Here is a 19857-nt window from a genome sequence, read left to right on the forward strand (position 1 = left end):
AAGTTGGCTCCCCCTCCCCGACTCGAACGGGGGACCTGCGGATTAACAGTCCGTCGCTCTAACCAACTGAGCTAAGGGGGACCTGTGCTTCAACGGAGGCGAATATTAAAGACGTACTTAGGAACTGTCAACAACATAAATGAAATATTTGTGCTGACTGCGCAAAAAATAGCTTTTTAGGACTTTTATGCTCATTTTGTCGCCAATGCTGAGAAAGTGATGGTTAATAACTGTGCATTACTGCCTATTAGTTCATATATAAGATGCTGTTTCATTCGCTGGAGATTCCAATCTAAGCATTAAGTCACATATCTCTTTAAAATGAAGAGTTATAACGAAATAGAATAAAAAACTGCTTCCATACTGGTATTATGTACAGCTTTTAATAAATCTGTAACCTGTACCTGAGGATTAAAAGGTTAGTCACCACTTACGTGCTGAGAAATTAATTGAGCACGAAATCCCGCCGAATATGGTCTGGCGTTAGTTATCCACTAAATCTGTGGATAACTATGTTGATAGCTTAGATTCACTGTATTTGTTTAGGAGATCGCGTGTGTCTTGATCTAAGCAACTTTTGGCATGGTAGGTGATATAATCTTTTTGATACAGTGGGTTAAGTTGATTTCTGTGATCTTATTTCCCGATCGAAATAGATCGATTGAACAAAAAGTAGCTTGTGTGTTAATTCAGCGAATGCCTAAATGCTGTTCAACGAAATCCATCTTAATTCTCAACGCCTTACACTTTGTTAACATTTTAGTTTGTCTTTTAAACGCGTTCTCAAAGTAGCCGTACACGACCAAATCGTTTTATTAACATATTAAAAGTGACACAAGATAGAAATTAAACTGCAATGAACGTTTACACAGATGTTCTATTTTATCTTTACAAAAAACTAGTGGTTTTATTGCGTTGCCGGCGAATTAATTCGTTGCGCCAACTTTTGCAAAAAACATCGCTTTTCATACACCCCTCTTATGCTTTGTTTTGTTTGTCGAATACGCGTAGCTAAATAGTGTTCACTCTTTTACACTAACGCGCAATTGATATGGGGATTTTAGTTTGCCGGAGCTCAAGTGATAAAAAGTAACGCTAAACAACGTACTTCCGACTTATTGGAAGGAGATATAGGTACTACGTTAAAGCGTATGACTATTCCCATGATACTGGGAATGGTAATGATGATGAGCTTTGGACTTATCGATACCTTTTTTGTGAGCTTGTTGGGCACCGACCCTTTAGCCGCTATTAGCTTTACCTTTCCCGTTACTTTTACCGTAATAAGCCTAAACATAGGTTTAGGTATTGGTACCTCTGCAATTATAGGCAAGTTACAGGGTAGTAAAGAAATAACCAAGTCTCGCCATTATGCGACGGGTTCACTAATGCTGTCCGTTTTGCTTGTGGGTGCATTAGCAATCGTTGGCTTTTTCACGATAGAGCCTGTGTTCAAATTACTTAATGCAACAGACAATTTAATGCCGTACATATCTGATTATATGGGGTTGTGGTACTTGTCGAGCATCTTTCTTGCCATGCCAATGGTAGGCAATAGTGTGCTGCGAGCCTGTGGTGATACCCGCACTCCCAGTATTGTTATGGCGGCGGGCGGCGGATTAAACGCGTTGCTTGACCCTATTTTCATTTTCGGTCTTGGTCCCATTCCGGCAATGGGAATAAAAGGTGCAGCACTCGCCACCTTTATAGCATGGATAGTTGGCGCATTATGGATACTTTATATTTTAGCCGTTCGTAGAAAATTGATGTTGCCTCGACTACTTACACTTACCGAGCTGCGCGATAGCAGCCGTGAAATTCTAAAAATAGGACTACCTGCGGCGGGAGCAAATATGCTTACCCCTGTTGCCGGTGGCGTGATGACCGCTGTAGTTGCTGGCTACGGTGCTGAAGCGGTTGCAGCCTGGGGCGTAGGGAATAGAATGGAGTCTATTGCTAGTATCGTCGTGCTAGCGCTATCTATGACACTACCACCATTTATTAGTCAAAACGTTGGAGCAGGCCAAGTAGAACGGGTAAAAACGGCATATTCGCTTACATTGAAATTTGTTCTGATTTGGCAGTTGGCCATTTTTCTTGTCATGTGGGGACTGTCTAGCTGGATAGCCGTCGCCTTTGCTAATGAAGCAGAAGTAAGCGTACTAATACAGTTGTTTCTGATGATTGTGCCGCTGGGTTATGGCATGCAAGGCATTATCATTCTGACTAACTCATCGTTGAATGCCATGCATCGCCCAATGACGGCATTAACGCTAAGTGTCATCCGCTTGTTTGTTTTCTTCGTACCTATCAGCGTTGCGGGTAGTTTTCTATTTGGACTTAAAGGGTTATTTGCAGGAACCGTTATTGCCAATATTGCAATGGCGAGTGTTTCATTTGTTGTTTTCAAACGTGCGATTATCCAGTTTGAATCAGATAAAGAAACGTCTGAGCACAGCTAATATCAAAGCGTCCACTTAAGGCGGTGTGTTTTCAATGTTGAGTAGTTTGACCGCAAGCAAAATGTTAAGCAGTAAGCTAAAGAAAAGGTTAATTAAATGAGTAGAGGGTTTGAGCTTCATTCTAAATACAAGCCAGCAGGCGACCAACCAAAAGCTATAGAAGCTTTGGTTGACGGCCTTGAAAGTGGCTTGGCCGGCCAAACACTGCTAGGTGTTACGGGGTCGGGTAAAACCTTTACCATGGCTAATGTCATTAAAGAAGTGCAAAGACCAACGCTTATTCTTGCACACAACAAAACATTAGCGGCTCAGCTTTACGGTGAGATGAAAGAGTTCTTCCCCAATAACGCCGTAGAGTACTTCGTTTCATATTACGATTATTATCAGCCAGAAGCGTATGTACCAAGTACAGATACCTTTATTGAGAAAGACGCGTCAATTAATGATCACATTGAACAAATGCGACTGTCCGCCACCAAAGCGTTGATGGAGCGTAGAGACGTTGTCATTGTGGCGAGTGTATCGGCCATTTATGGTTTGGGCGACCCGGAATCCTACATGAAAATGCTGTTGCACCTTCGCCAGGGCGACACCATGGACCAACGTGACATTTTACGTCGCCTAGCTGAACTACAGTACAAGCGTAATGATTTAGCGTTTGAACGGGGTACATTCCGCGTGCGTGGCGATGTTATTGATATTTTCCCTGCGGACTCTGAAAAGCAAGCTGTTCGGGTTGAGTTGTTTGACGATGAAATAGATAAAATTAGTCTGTTCGACCCGCTAACCGGTGCTGTCGATAAGTCGGTTATTCGAGCAACGGTTTTTCCTAAAACGCACTATGTAACGCCGCGTGAGAAAATCCTCAATGCTATTGAGCATATCAAGGAAGAACTCGGCGATCGCAAAAAGCAACTTCAAGAGGCGAACAAGCTGATTGAAGAGCAGCGTATTTCACAGCGGACCCAGTTTGATATCGAAATGATGATGGAGCTTGGCTATTGTTCCGGAATTGAAAATTACTCTCGCTATCTTTCAGGAAGAGCACCGGGCGAACCTCCTCCAACCTTATTAGACTATTTTCCAGCAGATGGCCTAATGTTTATTGATGAGTCTCACGTAACTGTCTCTCAAGTAGGGGCTATGTATCGCGGGGATCGCTCTAGAAAAGAGACCTTGGTAGAGTTTGGTTTCAGGCTGCCGTCGGCGTTGGACAATCGTCCGCTTAAGTTTGAGGAATTTGAACAGATTTGCCCGCAAACTATCTATGTTTCTGCGACGCCAGGCGATTATGAATTAAAGAAAACTGACGGTGAGATAGTAGAGCAGGTCGTGCGTCCAACAGGTTTGCTTGATCCTGTTATTGAAGTACGTCCTGTAGCTACTCAGGTTGATGATGTCCTGTCTGAAATTCAAAAGCGGGTAGAGCTTGACGAACGTGTGCTTATTACTACGTTAACCAAGCGTATGGCTGAAGACTTAAGCGAATATTTAAATGAACATGGCGTTAAAGTTCGTTACCTTCATTCGGATATCGATACCGTAGAGCGAATTGAAATTATCCGTGATTTACGATTAGGTAAATTCGACGTCTTGGTTGGTATTAACCTGTTGCGTGAAGGTTTAGATATGCCGGAAGTGTCGCTGGTAGCGATTTTAGATGCCGACAAAGAAGGCTTCTTGCGAGCCGAGCGCTCTTTAATTCAAACTATTGGTAGAGCTGCGCGTCACGTGAATGGTAAAGCTATCTTGTACGCTGACAGTATTACTAAGTCGATGAGAAAGGCGATGGACGAGACCGAACGCCGTCGTGAAAAGCAAATGGCGCATAACGAGGCTAACGGTATTACACCAATGCGTCTCAATAAGCCTATTACTGATATTATGGATTTAGGTGATAGTGCACATCCTGCTTCTGGTAAGGTAAGACTGCGCAAAGTTGAAGAAAAGAAAAAGCAACAGAAGACAGCCAGTGCCACTGAGCTGATGGACCAAATTACCGAGCTTGAAAAGCAAATGTTCGAATATGCTCGAGAACTTGAATTTGAAAAAGCAGCGTCATTGCGTGACGACATAGAAGCGCTGAGAAAGCAGGTAGTTACACTGTCTTAGTCCACACTTATCGAAGGTAACGTTACTTTTTTTTCGCTGCAATCTGTCAAGAAATTATCTAGGCCCGTTGATCTTTGATGTATTGTAAAGGTCATCAGGCCCTAGTATGAGTGCTTTAGTATTAAACTGAATAACTCACACTGAGCTAAAGCGTACTTCTTCTTTTATTGCCTTTGTATTCCTATAGATATTTTGGGTTGAATGCCGACTTGGCTAGCACAAATTTGTAATTTTCATCACATAATGAGACGAAAAGCCGCAAAATATCGTTGTAATAGCGCAATTAGTTACATATAGTTCTAGTTTGAGTATCGATAACTATACCTATAAACAGGTGCTAATATGCTTAATCGTCTTCAGGAGTCAGATATCAAGCTACTGCGAGTGTTTTACGCGGTAGCAAGCTGCAACGGATTTACTGCGGCAGAACCTGTGTTGCGTATGCAACGCCCTAATATCAGTGCCGCAATCAAAAAGCTAGAAGAGCGTTTAGACTTGGTGCTATGCCACCGTGGCCGTGGTGGCTTTCAAATGACAAAAGAAGGCGAGGTGGTTTTTCAAGAAACTAAACGCATCTTCAATGCCTTCGACAACTTTGTGTTTAATCTGAAATCGTTGCACGATGACTACTCTGGCCATATCACGCTAGTATTAATGGCGGGCCTTCCGCTTTCAATGCATTTAGCCGTGAGTAAAGCTGTTAAGAGTACGATGAAGAAGTTTGACGATATTCATGTGAATATTCAAACACGTCTTTACAATGAGGTTGAACATGTCGCGCTATCTGGTGAATGCCACCTTGTTGTTTCAACCTACGACATGGTTAAGCCTGAATCAGTAACCTTCCACCCGGTCGGAATTAAGACGGAAGGACGATTGTACTGTGCGCCAACTCACCCTTTGGCGAAGTATCGCGATACTGAGTTACCAGATGGCGTTAAAATTGGTGACTATCCAGCTATCGGCATTTCAGGCTTATCGTCAGCTAACTATATCGAAGATGAGACCAGACTATCTATCCAGACCTTCTCTGACTCATTTGACGCAGCAATGTCGGCCATAATGACCGGTGAATACATAGGTTTGTTGCCAGACTATATGGCAAAAGAGCAAGGGGCGGCGCTAGGACTTGTTCCAATTGCGCAGGGGAGTTTATTTAACTTCAGTCACGAGTTGTTTGTTATGAATGGCAAAAACACACGGTTAAATCCGGTTCTACGTCACTGTATTAAAGAGTTGAGCTATTTTATTTCTGAAAGTCAGAAGTAGATTTATCAACGAAAACGATATGAAAACACCTCTTGTTTGAACGCGCTCATAAAAGCACGCTAAACAAGAGGTGTTTTTTGTATAGGACAACGTGTGCGGGTTAGCGCAACGCTTATTCGTACTCTAAAGGATCGATTGCATCGTTTTCTTTAAATGCCTCGAGGCGTTCTTCGCATGCTCCGCATTTTCCACACGCTTTTTCCCTGCCGTTATAACATGTCCAGGTCTGTCCATAATCCAGTCCCATCGACAAGCCGTCCGTTAAAATAGCGGTTTTACTGTCGTCAATATACGGCGTCATAATGGTAACAGGAGTATAGTTAGCAATCCCGCATACATCATTCATTTTATGCACGAATTCAGGACGGCAATCTGGATAAATGGCGTGGTCGCCAGAGTGAGCGCCATAGTAAACTTCGTTAGCCTCTAAGCTTACTGCGTAGCCAACGGCTAGTGAGAGCAATATCATATTGCGATTTGGCACCACGGTTTGCTTCATGCTTGGCTCTTCATAGTGGCCTTCTGGTACGTCGATATCAGAGGTGAGGGCAGAGCCACCGATAAGCGTATTTATAGCGCTAATATCTACAATTTTGTGTGGGACATTAAGGGATTTACATACGTTCGCCGCATAATCTAGCTCTTTTTTGTGGCGTTGACCGTAGTTAAAACTCAGTGCATGAACTTTTTTGCCTGCTTTTATCGCTTTGTGCAGCACAGTGAAGGAGTCCATGCCTCCTGAATAGATAACAACAACGTTTTCTGACATAGTTTTTCGAATATTTAAGAAATTATGCCCGAATTTTATGTGATCCTTGGTAAAATCCCAACATACAATCGTTAAAGGGTGTCAAATTGTCTGTAATGTCCACATTAAACATCAATGAGATGTTTGAAACTATCCAGGGTGAAGGTGCTCACACTGGTATTCCCTCTATCTTTGTTCGTTTACAAGGCTGTCCTGTGGGCTGCCCGTGGTGTGATACTAAACACACGTGGGAAATTAAGCCTGACTTGAATGTGTCGCCACAAGCTGTGATCACAAAAGGCGAAGAGTCTGAAACCTATTTCATCTCCAGTGAGGAGGCTTTGTTGACTGAGTTTGGGAAACAAGGCTATGTGGCAAAGCATGTAGTTATTACTGGCGGTGAGCCATGTATGTACGACCTACGTCCTCTGACGAGCCTACTTCACGACAACGGATACACAACACAAATAGAGACCAGCGGTACTTTTGAAGTACTTTGTGACACGCGTACGTATGTGACGGTTTCTCCTAAAATAAACATGAAAGGCGGGTATGACGTCTTAGCAAATGCGCTTGAAAGAGCGAATGAAATCAAGCACCCCATCGCCATGCAAAAGCATATTGACGAGCTTGATGCGCTGCTTGCGAATGTATCGTCACTAGATGGAAAACAGATTTGTTTACAACCAATTAGCCAACAGAAACGAGCCACAGAACTTGCAGTGCGTACTTGTATTGAACGTAACTGGCGGCTATCTTTACAAACACATAAATACATTGGTATTGAATAGGTGTTTAAGGCGCGCTGGATTTACGAGCAAATTTATTTTGCGCTGGAGTATTCAAATTAACAAAGGACATAAAGAAGATGCATTGCCTTAATCTGCTAAAAAAAGCTTTAATAGCGGCCTTCACGTTATGTTCTTTTACTGCTGCATCGATGGCTGAAGCTGCAACGTGGACCATAACTTACCCTCGTCCTATTGATGACTCGGACGCACGGGCCCAATATCCTATTGCTCTGCTCAAGCTCGCTCTTGATAAAACGGGGGTAAACTATGAGCTGCGCCCTTCTGACCGTATATTGCTGACGGGCAAAGCGATGCGTCAGCTGCGCGAAAACCGAGAAGTTAATGTTGTGTGGAGCATGACGGATAGCCAGCGCGAGAAAGAACTGACCCCCATTCGAATTCCTATCGCTAAAGGGCTTATAGGACTTCGTGTTTTCGTTATAAACGAAAATAAAAAGGCGAAGTTCAACGGTGTGCTGTCGCTGACCGATATGCGTAAACTCGTACCGATTCAAGGCGAAGAGTGGCCAGACACCAAAATTCTTCAAGCCAGTGGGTTTAATGTTTTTACTGTGCCTGAATTCCGCGAAGCGTATGACATGATTAAACAAGGGAAAGGGGACTTCTTTCCTCGTTCTGTTATGGAAGTGGATGCAGAGCTTGAGGTGGAAGGTCGTCGTAACAATCTTTACCTTGAGCCTTCAATGGCGTTGTATTACCCCACCGCTATGTATTACTTTGTAAGTTCAAGTAACAAGACGTTAGCGAATCTTATTGAAACAGGCCTTAATCGAGCCATTGAAGATGGGTCTTTTGATGCGTTATTTGAATCTACGTACGCCCCAATCCTAGCGTCTTTAGGAGTTAATGAGCGTAAAATTTTCACCCTCGAAAATCCGTTATTACCCATTGAGACCCCTCTTACTAATTCTGCTTTATGGTATAAACCAAAAAGAGAAGCTTCAAAATAATAGTTAGATAATAAAAACGCGGCTTAGGCCGCGTTTATTAAGTGTTAGATCTGCTTGTACGATTGTCTCTTAAGACTCGCCTGCGTGGACGTCTTTCATCGAACGGCCAGAAGGATCTGCGTTGTTTTTAAAACTCTCATCCCACTCAAGTGCTTCTGCTGTACTACACGCAATAGATTTACCACCTGGCACACAGCGCGCGGCACTTTCTTGAGGAAAGTAGCTCTCGAAGATAGTGCGATAGTAGTAGCCTTCTTTGGTGTCTGGTGTGTTAACTGGGAAGCGGAACTCCGCTGTTGCAAGTTGCTGGTCAGTTACTTCGTTTTCAACGAAATCGCGAATTGAATCAATCCACGAATAACCTACACCATCACCAAACTGCTCTTTTTGACGCCACAGTACTTCTGCTGGAAGGGTTTCGCCGTTATCAAACGCTTTACGAAGGATCCACTTCTCCATTTTTCCATCTAGACACATTTTGTCTTGTGGGTTTAAACGCATGGCTACGTCAATAAAGTTCTTATCTAAGAATGGTACACGAGCTTCTACACCCCATGCTGATGTGGCTTTGTTAGCACGCGCACAGTCAAACATGTGAAGTCGATCTAGCTTACGTACTGTCTCTTCGTGGAATTCTTTGGCGTTTGGCGCCTTATGGAAATACAGGTAACCACCAAAAATTTCATCAGAACCTTCACCAGATAGCACCATCTTTATGCCCATTGCTTTAATCTTGCGGGTCATAAGGTACATAGGGGTAGCGGCGCGGATAGTGGTTGTATCGTAGGTCTCAAGATGGAAGATAACATCACGGATGGCATCTAAACCTTCTTGAATGGTGAAATGGATTTCATGGTGAACGGTACCAATCATATCCGCCACTTTCTTCGCGGCTTTAAGATCAGGTGCACCTTCAAGACCTACAGCAAAACTGTGTAGGCGAGGCCACCATGCATCTGTCTTGTCTTCATCTTCAACACGCTTGGCGACGTACTGTGCAGCGACAGCTGAAACCAATGAAGAGTCCAGACCGCCTGATAGAAGTACCGCGTAAGGTACATCAGACATCATGTGTGACTTCACCGCTTTCTCGAATGCTACACGCAGTTCTTCTAGGTTGCTGGTGTTGTCTTTTACGTTGTCGTATTCCATCCAGTCGCGTTTGTAGTACTTGGTGATTTTACCTTCTTTGCTCCACAGGTAGTGGCCTGGAGGAAACTCACTGATTGTCTTACATACGCCTGCTAACGCTTTCATTTCAGATGAAACATAGAAGTTACCGTGTTCATCGTAACCCGTATAAAGCGGGATAATACCAATATGATCACGGGCAATCAGGTAAGCATCTTGTTCTTCATCGTAAAGAATAAACGCGAACATGCCTTCTAGGTCATCAATAAAGTCGATACCTTTTTGCTGAAAGAGAGGAAGGATAACTTCACAATCTGAACGGGTTTTAAATGGATACGGTTCATCTAAGTCAGCGGCTAGCTGCTTGTGATTATAAATCTCGCCGTTAACAGCAAGAATTTGCTTATCGTTTTGGCTGATAAGAGGCTGTGCCCCTGTATCTACGTCGACAATCGCCAGTCTTTCGTGACAAAGAATGGTATTGTCATTATTCCAGATACCCGACCAGTCAGGGCCACGGTGGCGCAAAAGTTTTGATAAATCGAGGGCTTGGGTTCTGAGTTCAGACACATCGGTTTTGATATCAAGGATACCGAAAATACCACACATATAACGGATTCTCTCTGTTCACTTGTTGAAAAAAATAAATTGAAGTTTTTTCTGTCGGTACTCGCGTACGAGTGAGCGAAGGATTGTTTTTATTCTTTTATCGCGTGCCTTGAATGTGCCAGTCTGACAGGAAATTGCAAGCACATTATGATGAGAAAATGGAAATTCTTATGCCATTTATCCCAAAATAGCCGTTTATTAACATTTTTATCCTATTTAGAGCGCATAATTATTATGTCAACTAAATAGCGCGGGAGTTTTCTGAATAGTAAAAAATAGCGATTGGATGCCGCTTGAACCAGTGCTTTAGGAATGAAAAATAAGAAAGGGCCTATAAAAAGGCCCTTTTAGTTTTACTGCATAACTAAGCATTTTTAACGCTTAGAAGTCAGAGCACATATTAATTTGTGCGCTGAAACTCACTTGCTTCATTCCATTTAGGCCAAGCGTCAGCATTTGCAACGCCCACACCTACGTCAAACAGCATTTGCGTGTCTTGCACAATTCCGCTTAAATCCCAATCATCGCGATACTGGTCGCATACTTGGTGATAACAGCCCGTAACAATAACGTTCATGCGTTTTCTGTATTTAGCGGTTTCTTCATCTGCTGGTTCGTTACCGCCCTCTGCATAGAGAGCTGGAACACCTTGTTTGGCAAAGCTGAAATGATCTGAGCGGTAGTAGTACCCAGCTTCTGGTCTGTCTTCCTGAGTCAGTGTACGGTCTTGCTTAGCCGCAGCGGCTTCAAGATAGTCTTCCATTTCTGACTTACCCATGCCTACAACGGCAACGTTTTTGGTTTTACCTAATACGTTCATTGCGTCCATGTTGATATTAGCAACCGTATTTTCAATCGGAATAACAGGATTGCTTGCATAATATTTACTGCCTAACAGCCCTTGCTCTTCAGCAGTTACTACTAAAAATGATACCGAGCGTTTTGGTGCAGGCGTCAACTCTGAGTATGCTTTGGCCATGGCTAGAATAGCCGCAGTACCCGTGGCATTATCATGAGCGCCATTATAGATTTGGTCGCCTTCTTTGCTCTCATCTTTACCTAAATGATCCCAATGGGCTGTGTAGATAATATGCTCATCAGGAAACTCTGCGCCCGGCAGAGTCGCGATAACGTTGTTGCTCTCTGACTTTTTGAAGGTGTTGTTAACCGTAACCGATGCTTTGATATCCATTGCTTTGCTGTAAGGACCTTGCATGGCGTTTGCTTTCTCCTGGTCAAAGTCGAGCCCTGCATCAGCAAACACTTTTTTCGCTGCATCTAACGTTAACCAACCTTCAACAGCCACACGACTTGCTCCTTTGTCGGCACTTACTAGGCCGTACTGCGGACCACTCCAGCTGTTAGCTACAACTGACCAGCCGTAAGAGGCAGGGGCAGTTTCGTGAACAATAATGGCGCCTGCAGCGCCCTGACGGCTCGCTTCTTCATATTTGTAGCTCCAACGGCCGTAGTAGGTCATCGTTGTGCCTTGAAACTTACCACTTTCTGGATTTTCAAATCCCGGGTCATTAATTAGCATGACGACTGTTTTGCCTTCAACATCTAATCCTTCGTAGTCGTTCCAGTCATACTCTGGTGCATTTACACCATAACCTACGAACACCAGCTCCGAATCTTCAAGAGATACAGAGCTTTCCTCACGTTTAGATGAGGCAACCATTTGCTCTTTATACGCGAAGTTATTGTCGCCGATAACCATGGTCATGTCGGGGTCAGCCGTGATTTCCATGAGCGCTACTTTTTGTAGAAAGCTATCGCCATTGCCCGGCTTAAGCCCTGCTTTAGTAAATTCACTAACTAAATATTCAATGGTTTTCTTTTCACCTTCAGTCGTTGGTAAACGACCTTCAAACTCATCTGAAGATAATACTTTTAGTGGATCGCGAATGTCGGCGTCGGAAATACTATTGTAAACACTGTCGAAATTAGAAGCTGCAGACATAGTCTTCTGCACTGACTCGTTTGTTGAGGTGCTGTCGTTATTAGGTGTGCAAGCACTTACGCCTAGAAGGGTAGGTACAAGCAATGGCAAAAACATTTTTTTCATTGTTAGTCTCTGTTTGCTCTACAATACGCTCCCAGTATAGAGAAAACCCCAAAGCGAACCAATAGTTGATATGCAATCAGACTCAATACCCTTCTGTAAAGACTACTTACTAAAACACGCGAGTAAACCAGTTACGGACCTTTTAGAAGAGGTTGGCTTGCTAAGTAGAAGTACTTTCCCTACACCTGACTTGCTAAACAATTTAACGGTGCATTACCGTAATTCCTGGAAAGGGCCGTTGTTTAAAGGGCAAAGCCAGTTTTCAGAAGATGAGCAGCGTTATTACGAAACCATCATCAGCGAAGATGGGGTTGTCCCTACTCGTGAGCAAAGCTGGCATGACCTATTTAATGCCCTTATCTGGCTTCAATTTCCAAAAACAAAATCATTGTTAAATGAGCTACACATCAATGATATTAAATCCCATGGTGTAAACCCCAGAACGCCGCGTCGCAATCGCATTACTCACTTCGATGAGTGCGGAGTCGTACTTGCTATCGAAGCACCTGAAGAAAATAGTCCGCGCTCACACAGTGAATTCTCTGATAGCGGCACCAATTGGCAAAACAAAATTAATGGAACCTCGCCTTGTACAGCTAATGCGTTGGAAGCATTCTTAAGTGACCTCGCCGCGCATGAATGGGAGAAAGTTTTTGTTTATAAGCGAGCGTTGTGGCATTCAAAAGTAAGCCCCTTTATTTTTGGCCACGCAAATTTAGAAATGATGCTTAATCCGTTTGTCGGTCTCACTGGCAAATGGCTGGCAGTGTCTGTGCCTCACGGTTTTAGCCGTCTTGATAAATGGCAGCAGCGAACGATAGTTGACGATGCCATGATGGTACGTATCAAAGCGTTAAATTATTTTGAGAGCACACCGCTTTTGAAGCCACTTCCCTTGCTTGGTGTACCTTCGTGGCACACTCAACAAGATAAAGCGTTTTATCAGAATAAAGACTATTTTAGACCACTACGTGAGGGAAGTAAGCCGACTATTCAGCTACCCTTGTGGTCTTAAGTGTGTTGCGCTGCCCGAGTTTTTCATCGGAAACAGCGCCAAGTGATAGCCAAATGAAAGAAGGCTATTGAGCAGAGGTTTCTTAGAATAGCGCCAAGGCAATCAGCCAAATGCCATAAATAACCACATACGGTGCGCATGCAATTAAAGCTGCCTTCTTAAGAGGAAAAGACGTCCATTGCGAGATGCCCACAGTAGCAAGATAGATACCCCAGAAAAGCTCTAGCCTTAACGCTTGACCGAAGGCGTACCAAGGCGAGTCCATCGGGATATTCGCAATATACCCAAGAGACGCTGGCGACAAGATTGATGGCGCTACCTGATGGTCGCCAGCAAACAACAGCAGTGCCACACCAACTAAACCAGTCAGAACGTATGGCATAGAGAGCCACCATGCAAAACCGTACCAATCTGTGAAACCGAAAACATGACTGTCATCTGAACGTGTCATTAAGTTCACGTATACGGCGTACACCGCGTTTATAATAATAGGAACAAAAAAGGCGCCAATAATGGAAGACCAAAGCAATGCATCTCTAGTGAAGAAAGCTTTCATTTGCTCTTCTTCTGCCGGGCTCATGTCACCTTGTGCCGCAATGTTCATCTCTGCAAACCACTCAATATCGACAAAGTTCACATAAAGATATTGTGATACCAGTGTAATAGCCATAACCAAGATAAACGGCATCCAGCTCCAGTTGTTGTGCTCGCCAACCGCTTTGAATACGCCATTCGGTTTAAAAAAGATATCATTACACGCTTGGAAAGGATTCGTCACAGTGTGCATCCCTTGCTCCTCTTTCTTCGTTTTTATTTGCTGCTTAGATTTTGTGTAAAACAATGATTGTAAATTATTGTTCGTTTACACGTGGATGAGTATAAAGAGTAATGGCGGGCACACATTATGTACAGCACAAGATTCTGATAAAGAGTCATTTTTTGTAAGGGAAAATGAATAAAGTTAGTTAATTGTAGCGCGCAGATTCGGTTAAAGAGCAGTAAAAAGGGAAGCTAGGCTTCCCTTTTGTTTTTTATGCTAGTAAGACCGTATACAGCCTATAGATAAGTTATATTCAGCAGCGTTAGCACTATTGTGCTGTACATCACAGATATAGGTAGGCCTATCTTTATAAAGTGCGCAAATTTGTAGTTGGCAGCGTTATAGACTAAAAGGTTAGTCTGGTAACCAAATGGCGATATAAAGCTCGCGCTTGCCGCAAAGGCAACTGCTAAAGCAAATGGCATTAGCGGTGCGCCGATAATTTGCACTAGCCCATAAGCAAACGGGAACATTAATGCCGCAGCCGCATTGTTGGTTACAAATTCGGTTAAGAGTAGGGTGAATAAGTAGATAACCACGAGCGCTACAAACCAATCAGTGCCCGCCAAAAGAGGCATTAGTGCTTCGGTTGTAGTGGTAATGACCCCAGAGTTTTCGAGCGCAGTGGCTAAACTTAGCGCACCTACTATTACAACAATCAAGTTTAGCGGGAGGTTTCGCTTCATTTCGCCGTTTGACGTAACCCTTACGCCAATAAGCACAGCGGCTAAAAACAATAGACCGATAGCCAATGAGATGACATTAGTCGCGGCCAATAACACCGTGGTAAGGAAGCCGCCAAGGGTAATCCATTCTTGCTTGTTGGTTAGTGGGCGGGCGATTTTTTGCTCTGACAAAATAAAAAAGTTTTTATTTAAATTTTGACGAGTCGCAAAGTCTGGTCCCGTAGCTAAAAGCAAGAAGTCACCCGCCTGAAGCTTTATTTCGCCTAACTTCCCTGATAGTTGCTCTCCATCGCGGCGAATGGCTACAACGGCCGCATCAAACAAAGCTCTAAAACCGAGATTTTTAATGGTTTGCCCAATTATTTGAGCGCGGTTTGCCACCACAACTTCAGTTAAGCTTTCACGCAATACCCCATCGGTTTCTGCGAACATGCTTAAGCCTTTTATATGGCTTAAGTTATCCAGTTTTTGGACATTACCAGAGAAGATCAGCTTGTCGTTTTCCAGAATAACTAAGTCAGGGCCAACAGGCGAGATTAGGTTGCCATTGCGCACTACTTCTACCAAAAAAAGCTCAGGCAGGTTACGTAAATGGTTTTGTTCTACGGTTTTGCCGATTAGCTCTGAACCTGCTTCGACTTCTGCTTCAACCATATACTCATGATAGTTATTGTTCTTGTTGCCAATATTAGGTAGCAAAGGTAATAACATGAACATGAGAAGGCCACAGCTTAGCCCAGCAATGGAGCCATACAGAGTGAAGTCGAAAAAATTGAAGCCAGGGTGCCCGTGCTCTTGTAGAAAGCTATCAACGATTAGATTGGTTGAGGTACCAATTAAAGTCACCGTGCCCCCGAGTATTGCAGCGTACGAGAGCGGGATCAGTAATCGGGAAGCGGGGTGATATTGGTTTTGTTTTATAGGGCCAATAAGGCTTGCCACAATTGCTGTATTGTTGAGTAGCGCTGAAGAAACAAAAGTAAGTGAGAACAGTCGCCAGTAAGACTGCGTAAAGTTAGCACTAACAAGTTTTCTACCAATGCGTTTTATTAACGCGGTTTTATCAATAGCACTGCTTACTAAAAGCAACAAAACAAGGGTGATTAGGCCCTTGTTTGTTAAGTTTAGCAAGATGTCATCAAGAGATAACTGCTGGGTAACCAGTAAAGCTAACACTGCGCCAGAAAACACAGTGGAAGGGCGCTGACTGGTAAAAATCAGCGCGAATATCGTACTGACAAAAATTGCCAGTACGATGAACTGGGTCACATCCATATTGCTCCAGTCCTGCTTATAGTTTACTGATATCCACAGAGTTCCAATGCGGGAAGTGCTTGCGAACTAATGCATTGAATTCAAGTTCAAACTCAGAGAAGTTAGGCGAAGTATGTTGTGCATCACCGGCAATTTCATCGATGATCATACCTGCACCTACCGTACCATTGGTTAAACGGTCGATAACAATGAATGAACCTGTAGGACGATTGCGCTTGTACGGGTCACAGGCGACGGGCTGTGTGAACTTAACGTCTACCACACCAATTTCGTTAAGATTTAGATGCATGGCATCTGTTTCTTCCAGCGTGTTCACATCAATTTGGTTATCGATATGAGCAACAACCCCTGGCGTTGACTTAGTCGCGAATTTAAACAAGTACTGCTTGTTTGGCATTAGCGGCTCTTCAGACATCCACACTAAATGTGTTTTGAACTGGGTGTTTAGCAGTGGCAAGTTGTCTGATTTCACAATCATGTCGCCACGAGAGATATCAATTTCGTCTTCAAGGGTTAGCGTAACCGCTTGAGGTACATAAGCGCGCTCTTGGTCGCCTTCAAACGTAACGACTTGCTTCACCTTTGATTTCTTACCAGAGGGAAGTGCCGTTACTTCATCGCCTGGTGCAACCTGGCCTGATACTACCGTACCAGCAAAGCCACGGAAGTCTAGGTTAGGGCGGTTAACATACTGTACAGGGAAGCGGAAATCTTCTTGATTGTCGTCTTCACCAATTTCAATGTTTTCTAACATTTCCATAAGTGGTGTGCCGTCGAACCAAGGTGTTTTTTCACTGACACCTACAACGTTATCACCTTCAAGCGCTGAAATAGGAACAAACTGAATATCAGGAATATCTAGCTGTTCAGCAAACTTCAGGTAATCTTCCTGAATCTGCTTGTACACTTCTTCTGAATAGTCCATTAAGTCCATTTTGTTGATAGCAACAATAACGTGCTTAATGCCTAGTAGAGACACTAGGAAAGAGTGACGTTTGGTTTGTACTTTAACGCCACCACGTGCATCAACAAGGATAATAGCAAGGTCGCACGTTGACGCGCCCGTTACCATGTTGCGTGTGTACTGCTCATGCCCTGGGGTATCAGCGATAATAAATTTACGCTTGTCGGTAGAGAAGTAGCGGTATGCTACGTCAATTGTAATACCTTGTTCACGTTCAGACTGAAGGCCGTCTACAAGAAGGGCAAGGTCAACTTTCTCTCCCGTAGTACCTACTTTTTTGCTGTCTTTTGTGATGGCAGCAAGCTGGTCTTCATAAATCATTTTTGAATCGTGAAGTAAGCGACCAATAAGAGTACTCTTACCGTCGTCTACGCTACCGCAGGTAAGGAAACGTAGCATGTCTTTCTTTTCGTGTTGCTCAAGGTAAGACAGAACGTCCTGTCTTAATAATTCGTTTTCGTTGTTCATGTTATGCGCTCACAAGGAAAAAGGGGTTTAACACAGACTCTTTTTGGTTATAGGTAAGAGCGTCGGCGTTGTCATCTAATGGATTTTCTGGGTCTAGGACAGTTACATTTGCCCCAGCAGCCAGTGCAACTGCATGTGCAGCGCCTGTATCCCACTCAGATGTTGGGCCCAAACGAGGGTAAAGATGCGCTTCGCCCTCTGCCACTAAGCAAAGTTTTAGTGAACTGCCCATCGCCACAAGCTCGGTTTCACCTTTAAGCTGTGCCAATAAATTTTGAATTTCAGGACTTTGGTGAGAACGACTGCCCACCACTTTCCACACTTGTGCACCATCGTGCTTAGCCGCAGAAATGGCAGTAAATTCACCATCTACTTCGGTCCATGCACCTTCACCTACAATACCAACATAGCTCTTATTTAGCGCAGGCGCGTAAACCACACCCATAGTCGGTTTGCCATTTTCGATAAGTGCAATGTTTACCGTAAATTCGCCGTTTTTCTTAATAAACTCTTTGGTGCCGTCTAGCGGGTCTACTAACCAGTATGACGACCATGTTTTGCGTTCGTCCCACGAAATATCAGCTGACTCTTCAGACAAAATAGGCAGATCAGATTCCGCTTCAAGGGCCTTTACAATAACGTTATGGGCGGCAAGGTCAGCTTCGGTTAGCGGGCTGGTGTCTTGCTTTTCATAAATGGCAAAATCTTTTTCATAAATCGCCATAATTTTATCGCCAGCTTCTTTGGCAATAGTTAGCACTTTTTGTGCAAGGGTATTTAAAGGCTGTGTCATTACACCAATCCCTTTTCTTGTAGCAAAGCATATAAACGCTCAGCGGTTTGCTCTGCCGGTTCATCCTGATAGGTTAGGTGCACTTCTGGTGATTCAGGTGCTTCATAGGCTGAATCTATGCCCGTGAAGTCCTTGATCTCACCGCTGCGCGCTTTCTTGTATAGCCCTTTCGGGTCGCGCTTTTCACACACCTCAAGTGGCGTATCAACAAACACTTCTACAAATTCACCGTCATCCATTAGGCTACGGCAGTAATCGCGGTCTGCCTTAAACGGAGAGATGAAAGCGGTAAGCACAAGAGTACCTGCGTCGACGAATAGCTTCGCAACTTCACTGATGCGGCGAATATTTTCAACGCGATCTTTATCGCTGAAACCTAAATCGCCACATAGCCCGTGGCGCACGTTGTCGCCGTCAAGCAGGTAGGTGTGCTTGTGCTGCTCGTGGAGCTTTTTCTCAAGCAGGTTTGCTAATGTCGATTTACCAGAGCCGCTTAAACCCGTTAGCCAGAATACACGAGGCGTTTGACCAAGCTTTTCAGAGCGGGTGGTCTTGTTGACTTCATGTTTATGCCAAACAACGTTGTCGGTGGCCATTAGAAGTACCCTTCCATTTTCTTCTTCTCCATAGAACCTGAGCTGTCGTGGTCGATAACTCGGCCCTGGCGTTCAGACGTTTTGGTCAGCAGCATTTCCTGAATAACTTCAGGTAAGGTCGCAGCTTCTGACTCTACCGCACCGGTCAATGGGTAACAGCCAAGGGTACGGAAACGCACAGAGCGCATTTCTGGTACTTCACCTTCTTCTAGCGGCATACGGTCGTCGTCAACCATAATCAATACGCCATCACGCTCTACCACAGGGCGAGGCTTAGAAAGGTACAGTTGTGGAATATCAATGTTTTCTAGGTAGATGTATTGCCAGATGTCTAGCTCAGTCCAGTTAGACATTGGGAAAACGCGGATGCTTTCGCCTTTGTTAACTTGTGAGTTGTAGATATTCCAAAGTTCTGGGCGCTGGTTCTTAGGGTCCCAGCGGTGGTTGTTGTCGCGGAAAGAGTAAACGCGCTCTTTAGCACGAGATTTTTCTTCGTCGCGTCGTGCACCACCAAACGCTGCGTCAAACTTATATTTGTTTAACGCTTGCTTAAGCGCTTGAGTCTTCATGATATCAGTGTGTTTCGATGAGCCGTGGCTAAATGGACCAACGCCAGCTTCAACACCTTCTTCATTAATGTGAACAAGCAAATCAAAACCGTGTTTCTTTGCTTGCTCGTCGCGGAATTTGATCATTTCGCCAAACTTCCACGTGGTGTCTACGTGTAAAAGAGGAAAAGGAATTTTGCCTGGCGCGAACGCTTTACGGGCAAGGTGAAGCAGCACTGAAGAGTCTTTTCCTACAGAGTAAAGCATTACTGGGTTTTCAAACTCAGCAGCTACCTCACGGAAAATTTGAATACTCTCGGCTTCGAGTTGTTTCAAATGCGTTACAGACGGGATACTAGCAGTCATTTTGAAGTCCGAATTTATGTTATATACAAAAAAGTTATATGCGGGTTATTTTTCTGCATAGAACGATAACATATTTAAATTCAAAAGTAGTATGCGATTTTGCTATTTAAAATAGCAATCTTATTCCAATAAATAAAACTGTCATACAATTGAAGCATAAGGCCC

At 43.8% G+C, this 19857-nt stretch carries 15 protein-coding genes and 1 tRNA gene; 6 read left to right on the top strand and 10 right to left on the bottom strand.

What is annotated here, in order from left to right; translation table 11 throughout:
• Positions 1 to 4 precede the first annotated feature (4 nt).
• Positions 5 to 81, bottom strand: a tRNA-Asn gene (locus ACXAGV_RS13735).
• Between the two features lie 998 nt (positions 82 to 1079).
• Between ACXAGV_RS13735 and ACXAGV_RS13740 the strand changes: the two genes are divergently transcribed.
• The 3 genes from ACXAGV_RS13740 (at position 1080) to ACXAGV_RS13750 (ending at position 5843) form a co-directional block, all read left to right on the top strand.
• The gene (locus tag ACXAGV_RS13740) at positions 1080 to 2462 is read left to right on the top strand and encodes an MATE family efflux transporter (protein ID WP_474873739.1); all 1383 of its coding nucleotides are present in this window, start codon (positions 1080 to 1082) and stop codon (positions 2460 to 2462) included.
• A 96-nt stretch (positions 2463 to 2558) separates the two neighbouring features.
• Complete coding sequence (gene uvrB / locus ACXAGV_RS13745) at positions 2559 to 4574, top strand: excinuclease ABC subunit UvrB (RefSeq protein ID WP_136780874.1); 2016 nt, start codon at positions 2559 to 2561, stop codon at positions 4572 to 4574.
• A 342-nt stretch (positions 4575 to 4916) separates the two neighbouring features.
• Positions 4917 to 5843 (top strand): LysR family transcriptional regulator, encoded by a 927-nt coding sequence (locus ACXAGV_RS13750; RefSeq protein WP_474873740.1) that lies wholly within the window; start codon positions 4917 to 4919, stop codon positions 5841 to 5843.
• Positions 5844 to 5955: 112 nt separating this feature from the next.
• Here ACXAGV_RS13750 and queC read toward each other — a convergent pair whose 3' ends face one another.
• The gene (gene queC, locus ACXAGV_RS13755) at positions 5956 to 6612 is read right to left on the bottom strand and encodes a 7-cyano-7-deazaguanine synthase QueC (RefSeq protein WP_474873741.1); all 657 of its coding nucleotides are present in this window, start codon (positions 6610 to 6612) and stop codon (positions 5956 to 5958) included.
• A gap of 95 nt (positions 6613 to 6707) precedes the next feature.
• On the opposite strand from queC, the gene queE reads away from it, so the two are divergent.
• Positions 6708 to 7382, top strand: a complete 675-nt coding sequence (gene queE / locus ACXAGV_RS13760) for a 7-carboxy-7-deazaguanine synthase QueE (RefSeq protein ID WP_474873855.1) — start codon at positions 6708 to 6710, stop codon at positions 7380 to 7382.
• Between the two features lie 77 nt (positions 7383 to 7459).
• On the top strand, positions 7460 to 8353 hold the full coding sequence (locus ACXAGV_RS13765) for a type 2 periplasmic-binding domain-containing protein (protein WP_474873742.1): 894 nt from the start codon (positions 7460 to 7462) through the stop codon (positions 8351 to 8353).
• A 69-nt stretch (positions 8354 to 8422) separates the two neighbouring features.
• Here the strand turns inward: ACXAGV_RS13765 and asnB are convergent, their stop codons facing one another.
• Together asnB and ACXAGV_RS13775 are read right to left on the bottom strand one after the other, a co-directional pair.
• Complete coding sequence (gene asnB, locus ACXAGV_RS13770; protein WP_474873743.1) at positions 8423 to 10093, bottom strand: asparagine synthase B; 1671 nt, start codon at positions 10091 to 10093, stop codon at positions 8423 to 8425.
• Between the two features lie 400 nt (positions 10094 to 10493).
• On the bottom strand, positions 10494 to 12161 hold the full coding sequence (locus ACXAGV_RS13775; RefSeq protein WP_474873744.1) for a M28 family metallopeptidase: 1668 nt from the start codon (positions 12159 to 12161) through the stop codon (positions 10494 to 10496).
• Between the two features lie 70 nt (positions 12162 to 12231).
• Between ACXAGV_RS13775 and ACXAGV_RS13780 the strand changes: the two genes are divergently transcribed.
• The gene (locus ACXAGV_RS13780) at positions 12232 to 13176 is read left to right on the top strand and encodes a DUF3025 domain-containing protein (RefSeq protein ID WP_474873745.1); all 945 of its coding nucleotides are present in this window, start codon (positions 12232 to 12234) and stop codon (positions 13174 to 13176) included.
• 82 nt (positions 13177 to 13258) lie between these two features.
• Here ACXAGV_RS13780 and ACXAGV_RS13785 read toward each other — a convergent pair whose 3' ends face one another.
• From ACXAGV_RS13785 to cysD, 6 genes are all read right to left on the bottom strand, one after another.
• Positions 13259 to 13963 carry a YIP1 family protein gene (locus ACXAGV_RS13785; protein WP_474873746.1) on the bottom strand — a complete coding sequence of 235 codons (705 nt, stop codon included), beginning with the start codon at positions 13961 to 13963 and terminating at the stop codon, positions 13259 to 13261.
• A gap of 269 nt (positions 13964 to 14232) precedes the next feature.
• A complete protein-coding gene (locus ACXAGV_RS13790) occupies positions 14233 to 15957 on the bottom strand; it encodes an SLC13 family permease (protein WP_474873747.1) in 1725 nt (574 codons plus the stop codon).
• A 16-nt stretch (positions 15958 to 15973) separates the two neighbouring features.
• On the bottom strand, positions 15974 to 17389 hold the full coding sequence (gene cysN, locus ACXAGV_RS13795; RefSeq protein ID WP_334057748.1) for a sulfate adenylyltransferase subunit CysN: 1416 nt from the start codon (positions 17387 to 17389) through the stop codon (positions 15974 to 15976).
• Between the two features lies 1 nt (position 17390).
• Complete coding sequence (cysQ, locus tag ACXAGV_RS13800; RefSeq protein ID WP_474873748.1) at positions 17391 to 18182, bottom strand: 3'(2'),5'-bisphosphate nucleotidase CysQ; 792 nt, start codon at positions 18180 to 18182, stop codon at positions 17391 to 17393.
• Entirely contained in the window at positions 18182 to 18778 is a 597-nt protein-coding gene (cysC, locus tag ACXAGV_RS13805; RefSeq protein ID WP_474873749.1) for an adenylyl-sulfate kinase, read from the bottom strand. The genes cysQ and cysC overlap by 1 nt, the downstream gene beginning before the upstream one ends.
• Entirely contained in the window at positions 18778 to 19692 is a 915-nt protein-coding gene (gene cysD, locus ACXAGV_RS13810; protein ID WP_474873750.1) for a sulfate adenylyltransferase subunit CysD, read from the bottom strand. The genes cysC and cysD overlap by 1 nt, the downstream gene beginning before the upstream one ends.
• Positions 19693 to 19857: the final 165 nt, after the last annotated feature.

The organism is Alteromonas sp. ABH4_453 (assembly GCF_056160665.1).

What these genes read in the sequence shown, in the direction of transcription:
- ACXAGV_RS13775 (WP_474873744.1), bottom strand. Translation starts at nt 12,161, where the DNA reads ATGAAAAAAATGTTTTTGCCATTGCTTGTACCTACCCTTCTAGGCGTA.
- ACXAGV_RS13780 (WP_474873745.1), top strand. Translation starts at nt 12,232, where the DNA reads ATGCAATCAGACTCAATACCCTTCTGTAAAGACTACTTACTAAAACAC.
- cysD (WP_474873750.1), bottom strand. Translation starts at nt 19,692, where the DNA reads ATGACTGCTAGTATCCCGTCTGTAACGCATTTGAAACAACTCGAAGCC.
- uvrB (WP_136780874.1), top strand. Translation starts at nt 2,559, where the DNA reads ATGAGTAGAGGGTTTGAGCTTCATTCTAAATACAAGCCAGCAGGCGAC.
- ACXAGV_RS13765 (WP_474873742.1), top strand. Translation starts at nt 7,460, where the DNA reads ATGCATTGCCTTAATCTGCTAAAAAAAGCTTTAATAGCGGCCTTCACG.
- ACXAGV_RS13750 (WP_474873740.1), top strand. Translation starts at nt 4,917, where the DNA reads ATGCTTAATCGTCTTCAGGAGTCAGATATCAAGCTACTGCGAGTGTTT.
- ACXAGV_RS13785 (WP_474873746.1), bottom strand. Translation starts at nt 13,963, where the DNA reads ATGCACACTGTGACGAATCCTTTCCAAGCGTGTAATGATATCTTTTTT.
- ACXAGV_RS13790 (WP_474873747.1), bottom strand. Translation starts at nt 15,957, where the DNA reads ATGGATGTGACCCAGTTCATCGTACTGGCAATTTTTGTCAGTACGATA.
- queC (WP_474873741.1), bottom strand. Translation starts at nt 6,612, where the DNA reads ATGTCAGAAAACGTTGTTGTTATCTATTCAGGAGGCATGGACTCCTTC.
- cysN (WP_334057748.1), bottom strand. Translation starts at nt 17,389, where the DNA reads ATGAACAACGAAAACGAATTATTAAGACAGGACGTTCTGTCTTACCTT.
- queE (WP_474873855.1), top strand. Translation starts at nt 6,708, where the DNA reads ATGTCCACATTAAACATCAATGAGATGTTTGAAACTATCCAGGGTGAA.
- cysQ (WP_474873748.1), bottom strand. Translation starts at nt 18,182, where the DNA reads ATGACACAGCCTTTAAATACCCTTGCACAAAAAGTGCTAACTATTGCC.
- cysC (WP_474873749.1), bottom strand. Translation starts at nt 18,778, where the DNA reads ATGGCCACCGACAACGTTGTTTGGCATAAACATGAAGTCAACAAGACC.
- asnB (WP_474873743.1), bottom strand. Translation starts at nt 10,093, where the DNA reads ATGTGTGGTATTTTCGGTATCCTTGATATCAAAACCGATGTGTCTGAA.